Origin of the sequence: Thauera sedimentorum (assembly GCF_014489115.1) — a bacterium.
GTDB lineage: Bacteria > Pseudomonadota > Gammaproteobacteria > Burkholderiales > Rhodocyclaceae > Pseudothauera > Pseudothauera sedimentorum.
The window spans coordinates 1,796,234-1,812,838 of sequence record NZ_JACTAH010000001.1; the positions used below are offsets into that span (position 1 = coordinate 1,796,234).

The following is a 16,605-nucleotide window of genomic DNA, read 5'->3' on the forward strand; positions in this document are numbered from 1 at the left end:
CTCCTACATGGTCGGCTGTTCGAACACGGCCCGCAGTGTATCCGGCAGCGGAACCGACTTGCCAGTGCGCGTATCCATCCACACCACCTTGGCAGCGCCTTCGGCGTAGAGCCTGTCATCGCCTTCCACGCGCAGCTCGTACCAGGTCATCACGCTGCTGCGCCCCGGATTGCCGGCAAACAGGCGAACCTCGACCGTGGCCGGATAGTTCACCGGGATCATGAAGGTACAACTGGCGTTGATGATCACCGGCGCATCGGCCTGGTCGGGCCGTACCGGAAACGCCATCGCTTCCAGCCACTCCACCCGGGCCTGCTCGAAGTAGCGGAAGTACACGGTGTTGTTGACGTGATTGTAGGCATCCATGTCACCCCAACGCACAGGGATGCGGGTGGTGAGCAGGAGCTTGCGCTCGGCGTGCATGGTGTCGTCCCCTCTATTGGTTCTTGGTGCCGCGGTAATGTAACATACGCCACCGTATGTTCAACCTGCCCCGCCCCCGCGGCGAGGACAGCGTATTACACTGCCGCGTGCGGCACGGCAGCCCAGACCAACAAGCACGCGAGAGACCGAGGAGAAGAGGATGGAACGCGAATCCATGGAGTTTGACGTCCTGATCGTGGGCGGCGGCCCGGCGGGCCTGGCCGCGGCGATCCGGCTCAAGCAGCTGGCGCAGGACAAGGGCACGGACGTGTCGGTGTGCCTGATCGAGAAAGGTGCCGAGATCGGCGCGCACATCCTCTCGGGCGCCGTCATGGACCCACGCGCGCTCAACGAGCTGATCCCCGACTGGCAGGAACAGGGCGCGCCGATCAAGACCGCGGTCACCGAGGACCGGGTGGTCTTCCTGTCCGAAACCGGTGGCCGGCAGATCCCCAACGCGCTGCTGCCCGACAGTTTCCACAACGACGGCAACTACATCGTACGCCTGGGCCACGTGGCCAAGTGGCTGGGCGAGCAGGCCGAGGCGCTGGGCGTCGAGGTCTATCCTGGCTTTGCCGGCGCCGAGGTGCTGTTCGACGAGGCGGGTGCGGTCAAGGGCGTAGCCACCGGCGACATGGGCCTCACGCGCGAAGGCGAGCCCGGCCCCAACTACCAGCCGGGCATGGAGCTGCACGCCAAGTACACCCTGTTCGCCGAAGGCTGCCGCGGCCACCTCGGCAAGCAGCTCGAAGCCAAGTACAAGCTGCGCGAGGACGCCGACCCGCAGACCTACGGCATCGGCATCAAGGAGCTGTGGGAAGTGCCCGCCGAGCGCCATGTGCCCGGCCTGGTGGTGCACACCGCCGGCTGGCCGATGGACTCGGCCACCTATGGCGGCGGCTTCGTCTACCACCTGGAAGACAATCTGGTGTCCATCGGCTTCGTGGTCGGCCTGAACTACACCAATCCGCATCTCTCGCCCTTCGAGGAGATGCAGCGCTACAAGACCCACCCGGAGATCCGCAAGTACATCGAAGGCGGCAAGCGCCTGGCCTACGGCGCGCGGGCGATCGCCGCCGGCGGCCTGCAGAGCCAGCCCAAGCTGGTGTTCCCGGGCGGCGCGCTGATCGGCGACGACGCCGGCTTCCTCAACGCCGCGCGCATCAAGGGCAGCCATGCGGCGATCAAGAGCGGCATGCTGGCCGCCGAAGCCGCCTTCGACGCGCTCGGCGCCGAGCGCAGCCGCGACGAACTCGCCGCCTTCCCGCAAGCCTTCCGCGCCTCCTGGCTGCACACCGAGCTGCACAAGACGCGCAACTTCAAGCCCTACATGAAGAGGGGCCTGTGGCTGGGCTCCTTGCTGTTCGGCATCGACCAGAAGCTCTTTGGCGGCAAGGTGCCGTGGACGCTGCACAACAGCGCCGACCACACCACGCTCAAGCCCGCGGCCGAGTGCGCGAAGATCGCCTATCCCAAGCCGGACGGCGTGCTCACCTTCGACCGCCTGTCCTCGGTGTTCCTGTCGAACACCAACCACGAGGAAGAGCAGCCCTGTCACCTGCAGCTGAAGGACGCGGGGGTGCCGATCAGCGTGAATCTCGCCCAGTACGACGCCCCCGAGCAACGCTACTGCCCGGCCGGGGTGTACGAGATCGTCCAGGAAGAAGCCGGTCCGCGCCTGCAGATCAACGCGCAGAACTGCGTGCACTGCAAGACCTGCGACATCAAGGACCCCACCCAGAACATCAACTGGGTGGTCCCGCAGGGCGGCGAAGGGCCGATCTACCAGGGCATGTAAGCCCCCTTGCTCCACCGTACAACGCCCCGGCTGCCGAAAGGCCCCGGGGCGTTGTTCATGGGTTTGCCAACGGCTCGGTGACGAAGGCGATGCGCGCCAACCCGGCGTCCTGCGCGGCGGCGATCAGGCGCGCCACCTGCTCGTAGGCGGTGCGCCGGTCGGCGTAGAGCTGCAGTTCGGGGTCGGCCCCATCCGCCGCTGCAGCGCGCAGCACGGTCGGTACTTCCTCCCAGCCCACTGCCTGCTCGTCCACCTGCACCGCCCCGCCCGCATCGAGCGCCACGCGCAGCACGCGCGGCTTGTCCTCCAGCGCGGAAGCGGACACCTGCGGCAGATCGACCGGCGCCGCCTGCTGCATCAGCGGCGCGGTGATGATGAAGATCACCAGCAGCACCAGCATCACGTCCACCAGCGGGATCATGTTGATCTCGGCCATCGGCTGGGGCTGTGACACCGGCCCCTGCCTCATGCTGAATCCCATGCTGTCCTCCTCAGGCTGCCTTCGCCGCACGCAGCGGGGCGACGCGTCCATGCTCCTGGGCTCCCAGGCGAACACCCGCCACGAGATAGGCATGAAGGCTGTGCGCAAAGCCGTCCAACTGCGCCAGCACCAGCCGGTTCGCACGGGTGAAGGCGTTGTAGGCGAGCACCGCCGGAATGGCGACGAACAGCCCCGCCGCGGTCATGATCAGCGCTTCGCCGACCGGGCCCGCGACCTGATCCAGCACCACGGTCGAACGGCCCGACAAGCCGCTCAGTGCATGGTAGATGCCCCACACCGTGCCGAGCAGGCCGACGAAGGGCGCGGTGGCGCCGACCGAAGCGAGCAAGGTCAGGCCGCGTTCGACGCGAGCCTGGGCAAACACGGTCGACTGCTGCAGGCTGCGGCCGATGAACTCGCCCGCGTCTACGCCGGCCCCGATACCGTCGGCGCTACGCGACTCGAAGGCACGGGCGGCGTCCAGCGCGCTGCTTGCCACGGCTGCAAAGACGCCGCTGGCGTCCTCGCGCCGCATGGCATCGAGCGCCTCCTCCCTTGAAGGCGCCGACCAGAACGCCTGCTGCGCCCGCAGCAGACCGCGGCGCATGCGTAGCTGCGTGACACCCTTGCCGACGATGACGCTCCAGCTGGCCACCGACATGAGGCCGAGCAGCAAGGCCACCGTGATGCCCACCCCGTCCGCTTGCGCAATCAGTTGCGCGATGCCCGTGTTATCGATCACTGTCGAATCTCCTCTGAGTTCTGGTGAGTGCCATCCGATGACGGCGCTCGCCTAGTGAACATGCGCTGCCGGCGCCATCCAAAGCATCGCACCCAGCTTGATCACCATGACTGACGCATACAGCCACACCGGAGCGCTGCCGTAGGCCCACACCCGCCACTGCAGCCGGTGCGTCGACACCAGCAAGCCGGCGCGCTGCCAGACGAGCCACAGCGTCCAGGCGATGGCGACATAGGGCAGCAGGTTCAGCCATCCGAGCCATGCGTCGCCACGCTGCGCAAGCGGCTGGACCTGCCAGGACTGTCCCAGCAGAACGCCGGCCTCGTTTGCCAGGGCATGCGCGTTGCGCATGGCGAACATCATCACGGCGTGCGGGATCAGGCCGATGATGGCAAGCGGTGCGAGCGCGCACGCCAGGCTGTTCGCGGTTTCCCGCCATTCCCGCCCCGCAAGCCGCGCCGCCCGCCGGTAAGCCCACCAACCGGTCGCGAGGGTCAGCGCCAGCGCAAGGACGAGGGCGAACAATCCGCCCATGCGGAACACCTCTGCATCGAAAGGCAGGTAGCCCTGCACCCAGTTTCCGGCGACATTCCATGGCAGATGCTCCTTGAGCGGGGTGTGCTGCAATCCGTGGAGGAACTGCACACCGACCCCGGCGACCGCGAGGATCACCAGGAACACCCACATCTCGTCCCGATCCGCGCCGACGATATTGCGCCCGAGCGCTCGCCCCGGCGGCCGGACCACCAGGTGCGCGCTATCGCACGCGGCAACGCAGTCCAGGCAGAGCGTGCACTGGTCCATGTTGTTGCGCTGCTGAAAACGGAATGGGGAAAGATGCCAGGCACAGCTCCTGGCGCACTCGAAGCTCCTGCAGTTGCTGCAGTCCTGGCGGTCGGTGTCGATCTGCAGCACGCCGACCTTGCCATGCGTCGCAAGCAGCCTGCCCAGCGGACACAGGTGCTTGCACCACGCCATGTCCTTGAATACATAGAAGAAGGCAAAGGCGGCAAGGCTGAAAGTCAGGAAGTACCACGCCGTCGTCCGGGTGGATGCCGACAGCGCCCCCGGCATGGCATAGGCGATCACCCAGTAGCACAGCACCAGGGAGAGCAGCCCTATCCACACGCCGCGCAGGTGGGCGGGGAAACTGCGCCGCAAACCGATCCGGTTCAGCCACTTGCCGACGAAGCCATGCGGGCAGATCCCACACCATGCATTACCCAGCGTCGGCGTCAGCACGCTGGTCAGCAAGGGCCAGAAGATGCCCCACAGCAGCAGCACGGTCAGTCCGGTACGGGCGTCCTCGGCGAGCAGGCCGGCCAGTACCGCGACGCCGAACAAGGACAGGACGACGACGCGCAGCCCGGTCATCAGGTAGCCGCGGCGCAGGGCATGACCCAGCAGCGGCCAGCGCGTCAAGACGTTCGCAGCAGGCCGGCGGGAGGCCGCGGCCTGCTGCGAAACGATCGCAATCGGCTTGTTCATCGACGGCCTCCTTCGCTTCAGAACTCGAAACGCGCGCTGGCGTACACGTAGCGAGCGTCCGGATCGTTGCGCTGGGTACCGGTCGACGTCACCGAGAAGTTGTCCGGATCACGCCTGTCGAACAGGTTGTCGACCCCGAAGCTGAACACCATGCCCGGCCGGTATGCGTAGTGCGCAGACAGGTCGACACGGGTGAGATCGGTGTTGTAGGGCGCGCTGCCGCGCGGCGCGTCGATGCCGGTCGCAAGATAGTCGACCATATGGCGCGCCCGCGCATTCAGCTGCCAGGCACCGATCCGGTAACTGCTCTCGAGTCGCCAGACCTGACGGGCCCGCCCGCTCAAGCGGTCGCCGGAGCGCACATCGCGCGCGTCGATGAGGTCCAGCCCGGCCGACAGCTCCCAGGCCGCGGTCGGCCGGAACACCGCACTCAGTTCGGCGCCGTCGATGCGAGCCTCGTTGATGTTGCGATACTCCACCACGGCCAGCGACCCGACCCGCTCGGTGGTGGTGAAGGACTCGATCAGCTGCTCGACGGTATTGCGGTGGATGGCAAGTTCGACATGGCCGCGCGCAAACTCCCTGCGCACCATGGCCTCCCAGCTCTCCGACTCCTCGGGCTGGAGCTCGGGGTTGCCCCGGATCAGCAGGCGACCGCGCACGAAGCTCGAATACTGCTCCAGCAGCGACGGCGCCCTGAATGCCGTCCCGTAGCCCAGACGCGCGCTCCAGCCCGCATCGCTCCAGCCCAGCGAAACGCGCGGGTTGGTCGTGCTGCCGAAATCGTCGAAACGGTCGAAGCGCAGGCCGGCCACCAGTTGCCAGGCCGCATCGATTTGCCATTGATCCTGCAGCAAGGCGAAGCGGTTGTTGCGCACCGCACGCCGGCTGTTGATGCTGACGTCCAGATCGTCGCGCAGCGCGCCGATACCGAACGACACCGCATGCGCATCGTGCGGATAGAACTGATAGACCGCGTCCCCCTGGGCCTGCCGGTAGAGCGTCGTCTCGACGGTCGGGTAGGCGCGGTTGGTCGCCCCCTTGCTCCGCCCGAAGCCACCGCGCACGGTCAGCTCCCCTGGACCCACTTCGCCGACGTAGGCCAGGCTGCCGAAATAGCGGCGCTCGTCCTCGAAACGGGTATAGGGGCCGCTAGTGCCGACGCTGCTCGCCCGGCTGTCGCGGTCGAACGCCTCCAGCGCCCAATCCACCCGGTTGGCAGCATCCGGTTGCCAGCGCCCACGGTAGCTGGCGGCCCAGTTGTCGAGACGTCCGAAGTCGTCGCTCTCCGACTCACGGTGGCGCAGGCTGCCGCGGTAGTTCTGCTCGATCGTGAAGCTGTGCCCGAGCACCTCGTTACCGGTACGCAGATTGACACCGGACTGGAAAGTCTCCCGCCCGCCTTCGGCCGAGCCCGCGTTGAGCAGGATGCTCGCGCCGGGATCGGCGCCCGGATGCCGGGTAATCACGTTCACCACGCCACCCAGCGCCTCGGAGCCGTACAAGGAGGACAGGGGCCCGCGGACGATCTCGATGCGCTCGACATCGACCAGGCCAATCTGCGCCGGGTTGTTGCTGCCGTAGTTGTTGGTCCGGCGCAGGCCATCGACCAGCATCAGCGTGTGCGCACGGTTGAAGCCCCGGATCGCCACATCGCCGGTCGCACCGCCGTTCGAGGCCTGCACGCCCGCGGCATGCATCAGAAGCTGCGGTACGTTGCCGTCTGCGTAGCGATCGATGCGTTCGCGGTCGATCACCTCCACACTGGCCTGCACGTCGCGCACCGCCTCGCTCTGCCCGGTCGCGGTCACCACTACGGAATCGAGCACCCGGCTGCCACCCTCACCCGCCATCGCGGAGAGGTTCACCAAGGCCGCGAGCGCGCCCACCACACCAACTTTCATCGATCTCATTTCTGTCCTTGTCTCGTAAGACTGGTTCTCTGCCAGGGACCGGCTATCCGCGGCGCGTCTGCCGCTCAACGCCCCCCTGCCTCCAGTCTGAAAATGATCGGCACCACGACCTGGGCCGCTACCGGCCTGCCTTCCCGCTGCGCCGGCACGAAACGCCAGCGCCGGACTGCTTGCAGGGCCGCTTCGTCCAGCCGGCGAAAGCCGCTGCTCTCATGGATCTCGACCTGCTCGGCCGCCCCTTCGACACCAACAGACACGGCCAGCAGAACCTGCCCCTCCTCCCGGCGGCGCCGCGACATCGGCGGATAGGCCGGTGCCGGGTTGCTCAGGTAGTCGGCATCGAAGCGCGCCGCGACGAATTCGGGCAACGCCGGGGCCACATTCGCAATCGCCGGCGCACCGGCCGCTGCCGGCGGCGCGATGGCGGGCGCCACATCGCTGGCAGTGCCCGCGGCTTCCGGCACCGCCGGCTCCGCCGCCCGGACTTGTGGCTGAGGTTCAGGCCGTCGCCTTTCCGGCAGTTCTGCGACCGGCCGCGCGGATGGCCTCGGAGCGGGCGGCAAAGGTGGCTGCACCGCCTGCGCGGGCTGCACGACCGGGGCTGCGGCAGGTTCCGGCGCGGGCATCTCGCTCTTGGGCGGCGCGCTGTGCCGGATCAGCCGCACATCCATGCGTACCGCTCCCGCCGGCACGACGGCCGCCGGCGCGAGCGCCAGCAACCAAGCCGCAAGCAGCAGGTGTGCGAGGAGTACGACACCCAGCGTTGCCAGCCGCGGCAACAGCGGTGTGTCGGCAGGACCGAAGCCAGTCATCGCCATCGAAGGTTGCAGATCCTTGGAGCACGGATAGCGGAACGGCGGCACCGCCCCGCAGCGGGGCCGGAATGCCGGACGCAGGGATGCACATCCGGCGGCTGGGCCGGATGGGCCGGGGCGTGCGCTCGGCGCACGCCACATTGATTCAACGGATACGGATCAGAGACGAGCCGGCGGCGCGCGCGGGCGCGACGCGGTCGTGAAGAACTGCGGACTCGGTGAGTCGCAGGGCGCGCCGACCGGAGAACGGCCGGAGTCGGCCACGATCAGCAACAAGCCGGTCATGCCGCCCGGAGGCGGGGCGCCGTGCGCATGGAGGTGGCACCAGACACAGCCCTGACTGGCCATGGGCGTGTCGGAATCGCCGGTATCGGGCAAATCGCTCAGGGCAATCCGCTCGATGCCGTAGGCCGTGCAGACCTCCAGCCACCCCTGGTCACCGGATGCGCTCGCCGCCATCTGCCCGAAGGCGGGCAGCAGGCAGGCCGCGAGGATCGCCAGCACGGCGAGCCACACGGCCGATCTGCTGATGCGAAGCGATGAGCGCATGCGGGGTGACCGGGACAGAAAAGCCTGAGGCTGGCGCTCAGTGCTTCATCGGTTGATGGCCATGCTGCTGCATGGCCTGGTTCAACGGCTTGACCGGGGCATTCAGTTCAAGCGTCTGGCGCTTGCCGTCCTTGCCCTCGACCACCAACGTCAGCGGCACGACCTCGCCCTCCTTCACCTGGGCATTCAGGTCGATCAGCATGACGTGATATCCACCCGGTTTGAGCTCCACCGCCTTGCCTGCCGGCAGGTCCAGGCCTTGTATGGCACGCATCTTCATCACGTCGCCCTCCATCTTCATCTCGTGGATCTCGACGATCTTGGCGGCTGGCGACTGCGCCTCGACCAGACGTGCGTCCTGCTCGGCGGTCAGGCGCATGAAGGCGCCGGTGGAGCGTTGCTGGGCGACGGTGGCGCGCACCCAGGGGTCGGCGACCTGCACCTGTGCGAACACGGAGGACGCGGCAAGGGCGAACAGCGAAGCGATGGCAATACGTTTCATCTCGGGTATCTCCTCAACGGACGGGGAAGGACTGCAGCAGGGTCTGCAGGTCGGCGGCAACCGACGCTGCATCCTGCGCATGGGGAACGGCCAGGCGTAATGCCCCGGCCGGGTCGTACACATAGCTGGTGGCGGTGTGGTCCATGGTGTAGGAGCCGCCAGTGGGCACCTTGCGGTAGAAGATGCGGAACTCGTCGGCCAGGCTGCGGGTGTCCTCCAGCGTGGTGTACAGCCCGAGGAAATCGGCGCCGAACGCGGTGGTGTACTCGCGCAGCACGGCGGGCGTGTCGCGCTCCGGGTCCAGGGTGACGAAGATCACCTGCAGCCGGCCGGCCTGATCGCCCAGCAAGTGCTTGACCTCGGCGGCGCGTATCAGCGCGGTGGGGCAGACGTCCGGGCACTGGGTGAAGCCGAAGAACACCATCACCGCCTTGCCGCGGAAATCCGCCAGGCTGCGGGGCTGACCGTCAGGGTCGTTCAGCCGGAAATCCTGGCCGAAGCCGGCGCCGGTGATGTCGGTGCTGTGAAAGCTTGGTCCGCTGTCGCAGGCGGCGAGCCCCGCCGCCAGCAGCAGCGCGGCGGCCAGGCGCTGTATCCGGTTCATGAGGGTTCGTGACATCGATATCCTCCCTCGCCTCATTCGGGCGCGTAGTTCAACTGCACGTAGCGGCGCGCCCGCGGCGCGATCTCGCCGTGTTCGCTCAACTGGCTGATCGTGCGCGAAACGGTCTCCACCTGCAGGCCGGTGATGTCGGCGATGTCGCGCAGGCGCGGCATTGGAATGCAGGGAGCGTCCGCGTCGCGGCTGCCCATCGCCCCGGCGATGAAGCCGAACAGGCGGCGGATGCGCTCGGCCGCGCGGCCACCGCGCAGTGCGAGCACGTCGGCCATGCGGCGTTCGCTGCGGGCGAGCGCGAGCAGCAAGCCTTGCTCGCGCTCGCCTGCGGTGCCGTGGCACCAGGCTTCTATGGTGAGCGGCAGCAGGGCAACCGCGGTGTAGGTGTAGCGGTCGAACATCATGGTCTCTGCGCCGATCACGTCACCCACCCGGGCCAGCCCGCCGAACTCGGGCCCTTCCAGGCCCTCGCGGTCAAGACGCACCAGCCCGTCCACGACCCGCCACGGGCTGCCCGGCATTCCCGCGACGAAGACCGTCGCGCCGCGCTCGAACTGCATCCGGGAGGCCATTCCGGTACCGACGGACGGCGCCGGCGCGCCGCCTTCGCGGACTGCGTCCGCTGCGATGCATGCATCCATTGCTGAGATATCCCCTGTTCAATGCCTGGCTACCGCGCGGCCGAACGGCCGGACGGCGTGACACCGGCGCCGCGGCTCAGTGCCGCATGCGGAGGTGCCGGGCCGGGGCAAGGACCCCGGCGTGATCAGGCAAGCGCGGGAGGTGCGCGGGGACTGGAGATGCCGTAGACGGCAAGGGCGAGCGGGCCGGACGGCACCGCCAGCGAGACGACGAACCGGCCGGCCGGCGCGTCGATGAGCACCGGCATCGCGGCCGCGAGGCCGAAGGAACCGGCGTTGGTGAAGCAGTAGGCACAGGCGGCCGCCGACACATGCTGAGCGCCGCCATCGTCCGAATCGGGCGCGGCGTCGACCGGCAGGTACATCACGCCGCTGGCGGAACAGACCTCGATCCAGCCGCCGTCACCGGCGGCGAGCACCCTGCTCACCGTCGGCGCCAAAGCGCCGATCAGCATTGCGAACAATGCGATCCAGACGACACGGCGAAGACGGTTGGCAGAGAAGCTCATTGATCTCGGACGCAGGTTGAGCGCGGCGGTTACGCCCCGGTGGATACGCCACCGGATGGCAGCCGACAGAATGTGAGCAATTCTATGCGGGCGCGCAAGCCCGCCATATGACGTCGATCAATTCGTGCGGGCTTGCCACAGCGGAACATCGCTCAGCCCAGCCACACCCTGGCGTTGCGGAACATGCGCTGCCAGGGCGAAGCGTCCGGGCTGGCATTCACCAGCGCCTGCGGCGCCCAGGACATCTGCACGGTGCGTGCGGTGCGCTCCGGGTGCGGCATCATGATGGTGAAGCGCCCGTCCGCGGTGGTGAAACCGGTCAGCCCGTCCGGCGAGCCGTTGGGGTTGAACGGGTAGCTCGCCGCCGGCGCGCCGTGGTTGTCCACGTAGCGCAGCGCGGCCAGCGCCTGCTGGCGGGCAGCCTCGTCCGCGAACACCGCCCTGCCCTCGCCATGGCTGACCACGATGGGCATGCGGCTGCCGGCCATGCCGGCGAGCAGGATGGAGGGCGACTCGGTGACCTCGACCATCACGAAGCGCGCTTCGAACTGCTCGCTGCGGTTGCGGTGGAAGGTGGGCCAGTGCTGGGCCCCCGGGATGATGGGCGCGAGGTGGGCCATCATCTGGCAGCCGTTGCACACCCCCAGCGCGAAGGTGTCGGTGCGCGCGAAGAAGGTCTCGAACTGGCTGCGCAGCGCGTCGTTGAACAGGATGGACTTGGCCCAGCCCTGCCCCGCACCGAGCACGTCGCCGTAGGAGAAGCCGCCGCACGCGGCCAGGCCGTGGAAGTCGGCCAGCTGCACGCGTCCGGCCTGCAGGTCGGACATGTGCACGTCGAAGGGCGCGAAGCCGGCACGCTCGAAGGCGGCGGCCATCTCGGCGTGGGAGTTCACCCCCTGCTCGCGCAGGATCACCACCCGCGGACGGGCGCCGCTGTTGATGAAGGGGGCGGCCACATCTTCGGTGACGTCAAAGCTGGTATGCACCGACAGGCCCGGGTTGGCGGCATCGGCCAGGGCGTCGAACTCCTCCTGCGCGCAAACGGCGTCGTCGCGCAAGCGGGCGATGCGGTAGCTGGTCTCGCTCCAGGTCTGCAGCAGTTCGGCGCGCGGCGCGGCGAACAGCAGCTTGCCGTTGCGCCACAGGCGGATCTCGTCGCGCTCGTTGGGTTCGCCGATGAAGTGGTAGCTGAGGCCGGCGCTGCGCAAGGTTTCGGTGATGCGGCTGCGCTCGTCGCGGCGGATCTGCACCACGGCGCCGAGTTCCTCGGCGAACAGGGCGGCCAGCGCGCCGTCGATGAAGCGTCCGCGCAGGGTGTCGGGCTTCTTCTCGAGACCGTCGACATCGTTCATCTGCGCGTCGTAGCTCACCGTGTCCAGGGTGAGCGACACCCCGCAGCGCCCGGCGAAGGCCATCTCGGCGACGGTGGCGAACAGGCCGCCGTCGGAGCGGTCGTGGTAAGCGAGCAGCAGGCCGTCGCGCCGCAGTTGCTGGACGGCGCCGAAGAAGGCTTTGAGCTGGGCGGCATCGACGTCCGGGGCGTGCTCGGCCACCGAGTTCCAGGCCTGCGCCAGCACCGAGCCGCCGAGGCGGTTCTTGCCGTTGCCCAGGTCGATCAGCAGCAGCTCGGTCTCAACACCTTCAGGCAGTTGCAGCTGCGGGGTGAGCGTGTTGCGGATGTCGCGCACCGGGGCAAAGGCGGTGGCGATCAGCGACAGCGGCGCGACCACCTGCTTGTCTTCACCCTCGTCCTGCCAGGCGGTGCGCATGGACAGCGAATCCTTGCCCACCGGAATGGACAGGCCGGCGGTGATGCAGAACTCGGATACCGCCTTGACGGTGTCGTAGAGCTTGGCGTCCTCGCCGCGGTGGCCGGCGGCCGCCATCCAGTTGGCGGAGAGCTTGACCTCGCCCAGTTCATTGATGTCGGCGGCGGCGATGTTGGTGATCGCCTCGCCGATCGCCATGCGCCCGGAGGCCGGTGCATCGACGCAGGCCAGCGGGGTCCGCTCGCCCATGGCGAAGGCTTCGCCATTGAAGCCGTGGAAGCTCATCGCGGTGACCGCGACGTCGGCCACCGGCACCTGCCAGGGGCCGACCATCTGGTCGCGCGCGGTCATGCCGCCCACCGAACGGTCGCCGATGGTGATCAGGAAGTTCTTGCTCGCCACCGCAGGCATGCGCAGCACGCGGCGGCAGGCCTCGCCGACGTCGATGTCGGTGAGGTCGAAAGGCGGTAGGTGCACCGCGCGGCGCGACACGTTGCGGGTCATCTTCGGCGGCTTGCCGAGCAGCACCTGCATGTCCATGTCGACCGGCTTGTTGCCGAAGTGCTGGTCGCTCACGGTCAGGTGGCCGTCGGCGGTGGCGGTGCCGAGCACCGCGAAGGGACAGCGCTCGCGTTCGCAGAAGGCGCGGAACTGCTCCAGCGACTCCGGCGCGATCGCCAGCACGTAGCGCTCCTGCGATTCGTTCGACCAGATCTCGCGCGGGCTCATGCCCGGCTCCTCGATATGCACCTCGCGCAGCTCGAAATGCGCGCCCAGGCCGGCGTGGTCGGCCAGCTCCGGCATGGCATTCGACAGGCCGCCGGCGCCCACGTCATGGATGGCGATGATCGGGTTCTTGTCGCCCTGTTGCCAGCAGGCGTCGATGACTTCCTGGCAGCGGCGCTGGATTTCCGGGTTGCCACGCTGCACCGAGGCGAAGTCCAGATCCGCCGCATTGGTGCCGGTGGCCATCGACGAGGCGGCGCCGCCGCCCAGGCCGATCAGCATGCCCGGGCCGCCGAGCTGGATCAGCAGCGTGCCCGGCGGGAAGGTGGGCTTCTCCGATTGCTGAGCCTGGATGTTGCCGACGCCGCCGGCGATCATGATCGGCTTGTGGTAGCCGCGCACCTCGCCCTGCACCGCCTGCTGAAAGGTGCGGAAGTAGCCGGCAAGGTTGGGCCGGCCGAATTCGTTGTTGAAGGCCGCCGCGCCGATCGGCCCCTCGATCATGATGTCGAGCGCCGAGGCGATGCGCTCCGGCTTGCCGTAGGCCTGTTCCCAGGGCTGGGCGAAACCCGGGATCTCCAGGTTGGACACCGAGAAGCCGGCCAGACCCGCCTTGGGCTTGGAGCCGCGCCCGGTGGCACCCTCGTCGCGGATCTCGCCGCCCGCGCCGGTGGCCGCGCCCGGGAAGGGGGAGATCGCGGTCGGGTGGTTGTGGGTTTCGACCTTGGCGAGGATGTGGGTGGTCTCCTCGCGGAAACGCCACTGGCCGTCGGCGTCCGGGTAGAAGCGGTCGACGGTGGCACCCTCGATCACCGAGGCATTGTCCGAATAGGCCACCACGGTGCCCTGCGGGTGGGCCTTGTGGGTGTCCTTGATCATGCCGAACAGGCTCTTGTCCATGATCCGGGCGTCGATCACCCAGTCGGCGTTGAAGATCTTGTGGCGGCAGTGCTCGGAGTTGGCCTGGGCGAACATCATCAGTTCGACGTCGGTGGGGTTGCGCCCCATGCGCACGAAGTTGTCCACCAGATAGTCGATCTCATCCTCGGACAGCGCCAGGCCGAGCTCGCCGTTGGCGCCCTCCAGGGCCGGGCGTCCGCCGCCCAGGATGTCCACGGTGGTCAGCGGCTGCGGTTCGTAGTGGTGGAACAGCGCCTCGGCCGCATCCACGGCGGGCAGCACCGATTCGGTCATGCGGTCGTGCAGCAGCGGCAGCACCGCCGCGCGCTGGCGTTCGTCCAGTTCCTTGTGCGACAGCGTGAACGCGGTGCCACGCTCGATGCGCACGACTTTCTCGAAACCGCACTGGCGGGCGATGTCGGTTGCCTTGGAGGACCACGGCGAGATGGTGCCCAGGCGCGGCACCACCAGCAGCAACTGGCCGAGCGGCGGTTCGGCCGTAGCCGGGCGGGCACCCAGCAGATCCACCAGGCGCTCCTGCTCCGCCGCGGTGAGCGGCGCGGAGAGTTCGACGAAGTACCAGTGTTCGGCGCTGACACCCTTGCACTTGGGCAGGGCGTCGAGGAGCGGGCGCTTGAGACGTTCGAGGCGGGATTCGGACAGCGCCGCAGCGCCACGCAGCTTGAGGATTTCGGTCATTTGATCGACTGGGCAGGGTGAACGCCGGGGCCGGACGAAAACCGCTGCGACCCCTGGAACGAAACGCTGGATTATACCCGAGCGGACCCGCTTACCCGCTCCGCTGCGCGGCTGCGCACGCCTTCATGCCGCACGCGAGGGCCGGCGCCTCGCACGTGAGGCGACGGGCCGGCGCAAAACGCTTGCCGATCGCGACGATCCGCGTTCAGCGCATGCCGGAGGCGTGCTGGGAACTGCCGATCTCGACGACCTTGGCGTCCTCGTCCTTGTCTTCTTCGCGAACGCCGTCTTCACCCACGCGCTCGATGCTGCCGGTGATGGTGGCGCCGCATTCCATTTGCAGCTGACGGTAGCTGATGTTGCCCGATACTCGCGCCTTGGCCTGGAGTTCGAGGAAGTGCTCGACTTCGAGATCGCCCGAGATGCTGCCGTTGACGACTGCGTCGTACACCCGCACCTCGCCCTTGATGCTTCCCTTGTCGCTCAGCACCAGCAGGCCGTGGGCGCCACCCTTGTTGATGACATTGCCTTCGATGCGGCCATCGACCCGCAGTCCGCCCGAGAAGACGACGTCGCCGACGATGTGAACATTGTCGGCAATCAGGCTGGAGAGCTTGGTGACTTCAATCGACTTGCTGTGCTTCTTGCGAAACATCCTGCGCTTCCCCCGGTTGTACCGGCCAGCCCGAACTACCTCGGACTCTTGGCCTGCGAGTTGAAGAATTCCAGCTGATGCGTGAGCTGGCTCACCTGCTCGTTCAGTTCGCCCACCTGGCGCTTGAGTTCCGCGCGGGTGGCACGCTCCATCTCGAGTTCGATTCTGGCGGCGTCGGCCTCGGCACGCAGCCGCACATTCTCCGCCTCGAGCTGCGCCAGACGAGCGAGCGGCGCCAGCCGTTGTTCAAAGTAGCGCCAGCCCGCGCCGGCCAGCACCGAGACGACCAGCACCGCAAGCACGACGAGCAGGCCATGCCGCCAGCGGTGGTCGGAGGTGAGTTCGAAACTGCTGCCTGTCAGCCGGCGGGTCGGCGAACGTTTCAGGAGACTCATGCGCCCGTCAATCGGCCAGACTGCGCGCGAGGTAAAGCTTGGGGTCGGTGTACACGCCGTTGCGGATCACCTCGAAATGCAGATGAGGGCCGGTGGAACGGCCGGTCGAACCGACCAGCGCGATGCGCTGCTGCGGCATCACCAGTTCGCCGGTGCGCACCAGCAGCTTGGAAGCATGGGCGTAACGCGTTACCAGTCCGTTGCCGTGGTCGATCTCGACCATGTAGCCGTAGTCGCGATTGTAACCGGCACGCTGGACACGGCCGCCGGCGCTGGCAAGGATGGGCGTACCCTTCGGAGCCGGAAAGTCCAGACCGGTGTGGCGCGCCAGGCGCCGGGTGAAGGGGTCGAGACGGTTACCGAAACCCGAGGCCACCGGGCGGTCGACCACCGGCAGCCGGCTCGGAAACGCCATGTTCTGCAGATTGCGCTCGGTGGTGACCCGGTCGACCAAGGCAAACGCGGCATCGATCCGGTCGAGCTGCAGTTCCAGGCCGGCGAGTCCGGTGCCGAAGTCGTCACCGTGCGCACTCGCGGCGCCCGAGACGTTCAAGGCGTCCGAGGCGGCCGTACCAACGGCCGGCACCAGCGGGCCGCCGCTCGGGGCGCTTGCTCCTTCGCGGGGTTTGGCGGTACGCGAGGTCTTGCCGGGAGTGCCCGCCTGTTCCTCGAAGTCCTTGAGGACGCCCACCCGCTTGGCCAGGGTCAGCGCTTCGCTCTCCAGCCGGATCAGACGACCGGTCAGTTCGCCGACGCGATCGACCAGCGCACGCCCCTCGGGTTGATCCAGGGTCAGGGCGACGCTCGTTTCGCCGACCGGCTCGGGCAATTCGGCCTGCCCCATGCGGTAGCCCATGACGCCGCCCGCCGCGATGGCGGATGCCAGCACCAGGGAGAAGAGGAACAGCAAGGTCCGCGTCCGCACGGTATGCAGTCGGGATTCAGTCAAGCCGCCGGTCGACAGAATGACAAACGCCACTCTTT

16 protein-coding genes are annotated in these 16,605 nt (G+C 67.9%); 1 reads left to right on the plus strand and 15 read right to left on the minus strand.

Annotation, left to right across the window (positions count from 1 at the left end; translation table 11 throughout):
• Nucleotides 1–3: 3 nt before the first annotated feature.
• Entirely contained in the window at nt 4–423 is a 420-nt protein-coding gene (locus tag IAI53_RS08160; protein ID WP_187717602.1) for an acyl-CoA thioesterase, read from the minus strand.
• A 160-nt stretch (nt 424–583) separates the two neighbouring features.
• Here IAI53_RS08160 and IAI53_RS08165 point away from each other — a divergent pair, with 160 nt between their 5' ends.
• The gene (locus IAI53_RS08165; protein ID WP_187717603.1) at nt 584–2,221 is read left to right on the plus strand and encodes an electron transfer flavoprotein-ubiquinone oxidoreductase; all 1,638 of its coding nucleotides are present in this window, start codon (nt 584–586) and stop codon (nt 2,219–2,221) included.
• Nucleotides 2,222–2,276: 55 nt separating this feature from the next.
• Here the strand turns inward: IAI53_RS08165 and IAI53_RS08170 are convergent, their stop codons facing one another.
• The 14 genes from IAI53_RS08170 to IAI53_RS08235 all read right to left on the minus strand — a co-directional run bounded on the left by IAI53_RS08170 (nt 2,277) and on the right by IAI53_RS08235 (nt 16,531).
• Nucleotides 2,277–2,702, minus strand: coding sequence for an ExbD/TolR family protein (locus tag IAI53_RS08170; RefSeq protein ID WP_225433181.1), 426 nt, complete (start codon nt 2,700–2,702; stop codon nt 2,277–2,279).
• A 10-nt stretch (nt 2,703–2,712) separates the two neighbouring features.
• Nucleotides 2,713–3,444, minus strand: a complete 732-nt coding sequence (locus IAI53_RS08175; protein ID WP_349771904.1) for a MotA/TolQ/ExbB proton channel family protein — start codon at nt 3,442–3,444, stop codon at nt 2,713–2,715.
• Between the two features lie 51 nt (nt 3,445–3,495).
• Nucleotides 3,496–4,932 carry a 4Fe-4S binding protein gene (locus IAI53_RS08180; protein WP_187717604.1) on the minus strand — a complete coding sequence of 479 codons (1,437 nt, stop codon included), beginning with the start codon at nt 4,930–4,932 and terminating at the stop codon, nt 3,496–3,498.
• A gap of 17 nt (nt 4,933–4,949) precedes the next feature.
• Nucleotides 4,950–6,845 carry a TonB-dependent receptor plug domain-containing protein gene (locus IAI53_RS08185; protein ID WP_187717605.1) on the minus strand — a complete coding sequence of 632 codons (1,896 nt, stop codon included), beginning with the start codon at nt 6,843–6,845 and terminating at the stop codon, nt 4,950–4,952.
• Between the two features lie 65 nt (nt 6,846–6,910).
• Nucleotides 6,911–7,663, minus strand: coding sequence for an energy transducer TonB (locus IAI53_RS08190; protein WP_225433183.1), 753 nt, complete (start codon nt 7,661–7,663; stop codon nt 6,911–6,913).
• Nucleotides 7,664–7,819: 156 nt separating this feature from the next.
• On the minus strand, nt 7,820–8,176 hold the full coding sequence (locus IAI53_RS08195) for a DUF2946 domain-containing protein (RefSeq protein WP_187717606.1): 357 nt from the start codon (nt 8,174–8,176) through the stop codon (nt 7,820–7,822).
• 70 nt (nt 8,177–8,246) lie between these two features.
• Nucleotides 8,247–8,711: a copper chaperone PCu(A)C gene (locus IAI53_RS08200; RefSeq protein WP_187717607.1), complete on the minus strand. Its 465-nt coding sequence runs from the start codon at nt 8,709–8,711 to the stop codon at nt 8,247–8,249.
• Between the two features lie 13 nt (nt 8,712–8,724).
• Nucleotides 8,725–9,330 (minus strand): SCO family protein, encoded by a 606-nt coding sequence (locus tag IAI53_RS08205; protein ID WP_187717608.1) that lies wholly within the window; start codon nt 9,328–9,330, stop codon nt 8,725–8,727.
• Between the two features lie 17 nt (nt 9,331–9,347).
• Complete coding sequence (locus IAI53_RS08210; RefSeq protein WP_187717609.1) at nt 9,348–9,887, minus strand: Crp/Fnr family transcriptional regulator; 540 nt, start codon at nt 9,885–9,887, stop codon at nt 9,348–9,350.
• Between the two features lie 206 nt (nt 9,888–10,093).
• The gene (locus IAI53_RS08215; RefSeq protein ID WP_187717610.1) at nt 10,094–10,477 is read right to left on the minus strand and encodes a DUF2946 domain-containing protein; all 384 of its coding nucleotides are present in this window, start codon (nt 10,475–10,477) and stop codon (nt 10,094–10,096) included.
• Between the two features lie 152 nt (nt 10,478–10,629).
• On the minus strand, nt 10,630–14,571 hold the full coding sequence (gene purL, locus IAI53_RS08220) for a phosphoribosylformylglycinamidine synthase (protein WP_187717611.1): 3,942 nt from the start codon (nt 14,569–14,571) through the stop codon (nt 10,630–10,632).
• A gap of 205 nt (nt 14,572–14,776) precedes the next feature.
• Nucleotides 14,777–15,226: a bactofilin family protein gene (locus IAI53_RS08225; RefSeq protein WP_187717612.1), complete on the minus strand. Its 450-nt coding sequence runs from the start codon at nt 15,224–15,226 to the stop codon at nt 14,777–14,779.
• Between the two features lie 35 nt (nt 15,227–15,261).
• Nucleotides 15,262–15,621: a hypothetical protein gene (locus tag IAI53_RS08230; RefSeq protein WP_187717613.1), complete on the minus strand. Its 360-nt coding sequence runs from the start codon at nt 15,619–15,621 to the stop codon at nt 15,262–15,264.
• 7 nt (nt 15,622–15,628) lie between these two features.
• A complete protein-coding gene (locus tag IAI53_RS08235) occupies nt 15,629–16,531 on the minus strand; it encodes a M23 family metallopeptidase (RefSeq protein ID WP_225433186.1) in 903 nt (300 codons plus the stop codon).
• Nucleotides 16,532–16,605 lie beyond the last annotated feature (74 nt).

What these genes read in the sequence shown, in the direction of transcription:
- IAI53_RS08160 (WP_187717602.1), bottom strand. Translation starts at nt 423, where the DNA reads ATGCACGCCGAGCGCAAGCTCCTGCTCACCACCCGCATCCCTGTGCGT.
- IAI53_RS08165 (WP_187717603.1), top strand. Translation starts at nt 584, where the DNA reads ATGGAACGCGAATCCATGGAGTTTGACGTCCTGATCGTGGGCGGCGGC.
- IAI53_RS08170 (WP_225433181.1), bottom strand. Translation starts at nt 2,702, where the DNA reads ATGGGATTCAGCATGAGGCAGGGGCCGGTGTCACAGCCCCAGCCGATG.
- IAI53_RS08180 (WP_187717604.1), bottom strand. Translation starts at nt 4,932, where the DNA reads ATGAACAAGCCGATTGCGATCGTTTCGCAGCAGGCCGCGGCCTCCCGC.
- IAI53_RS08185 (WP_187717605.1), bottom strand. Translation starts at nt 6,845, where the DNA reads ATGAGATCGATGAAAGTTGGTGTGGTGGGCGCGCTCGCGGCCTTGGTG.
- IAI53_RS08190 (WP_225433183.1), bottom strand. Translation starts at nt 7,663, where the DNA reads ATGGCGATGACTGGCTTCGGTCCTGCCGACACACCGCTGTTGCCGCGG.
- IAI53_RS08200 (WP_187717607.1), bottom strand. Translation starts at nt 8,711, where the DNA reads ATGAAACGTATTGCCATCGCTTCGCTGTTCGCCCTTGCCGCGTCCTCC.
- IAI53_RS08205 (WP_187717608.1), bottom strand. Translation starts at nt 9,330, where the DNA reads ATGTCACGAACCCTCATGAACCGGATACAGCGCCTGGCCGCCGCGCTG.
- IAI53_RS08210 (WP_187717609.1), bottom strand. Translation starts at nt 9,887, where the DNA reads ATGCAGTTCGAGCGCGGCGCGACGGTCTTCGTCGCGGGAATGCCGGGC.
- IAI53_RS08215 (WP_187717610.1), bottom strand. Translation starts at nt 10,477, where the DNA reads ATGAGCTTCTCTGCCAACCGTCTTCGCCGTGTCGTCTGGATCGCATTG.
- purL (WP_187717611.1), bottom strand. Translation starts at nt 14,571, where the DNA reads ATGACCGAAATCCTCAAGCTGCGTGGCGCTGCGGCGCTGTCCGAATCC.
- IAI53_RS08225 (WP_187717612.1), bottom strand. Translation starts at nt 15,226, where the DNA reads ATGTTTCGCAAGAAGCACAGCAAGTCGATTGAAGTCACCAAGCTCTCC.
- IAI53_RS08230 (WP_187717613.1), bottom strand. Translation starts at nt 15,621, where the DNA reads ATGAGTCTCCTGAAACGTTCGCCGACCCGCCGGCTGACAGGCAGCAGT.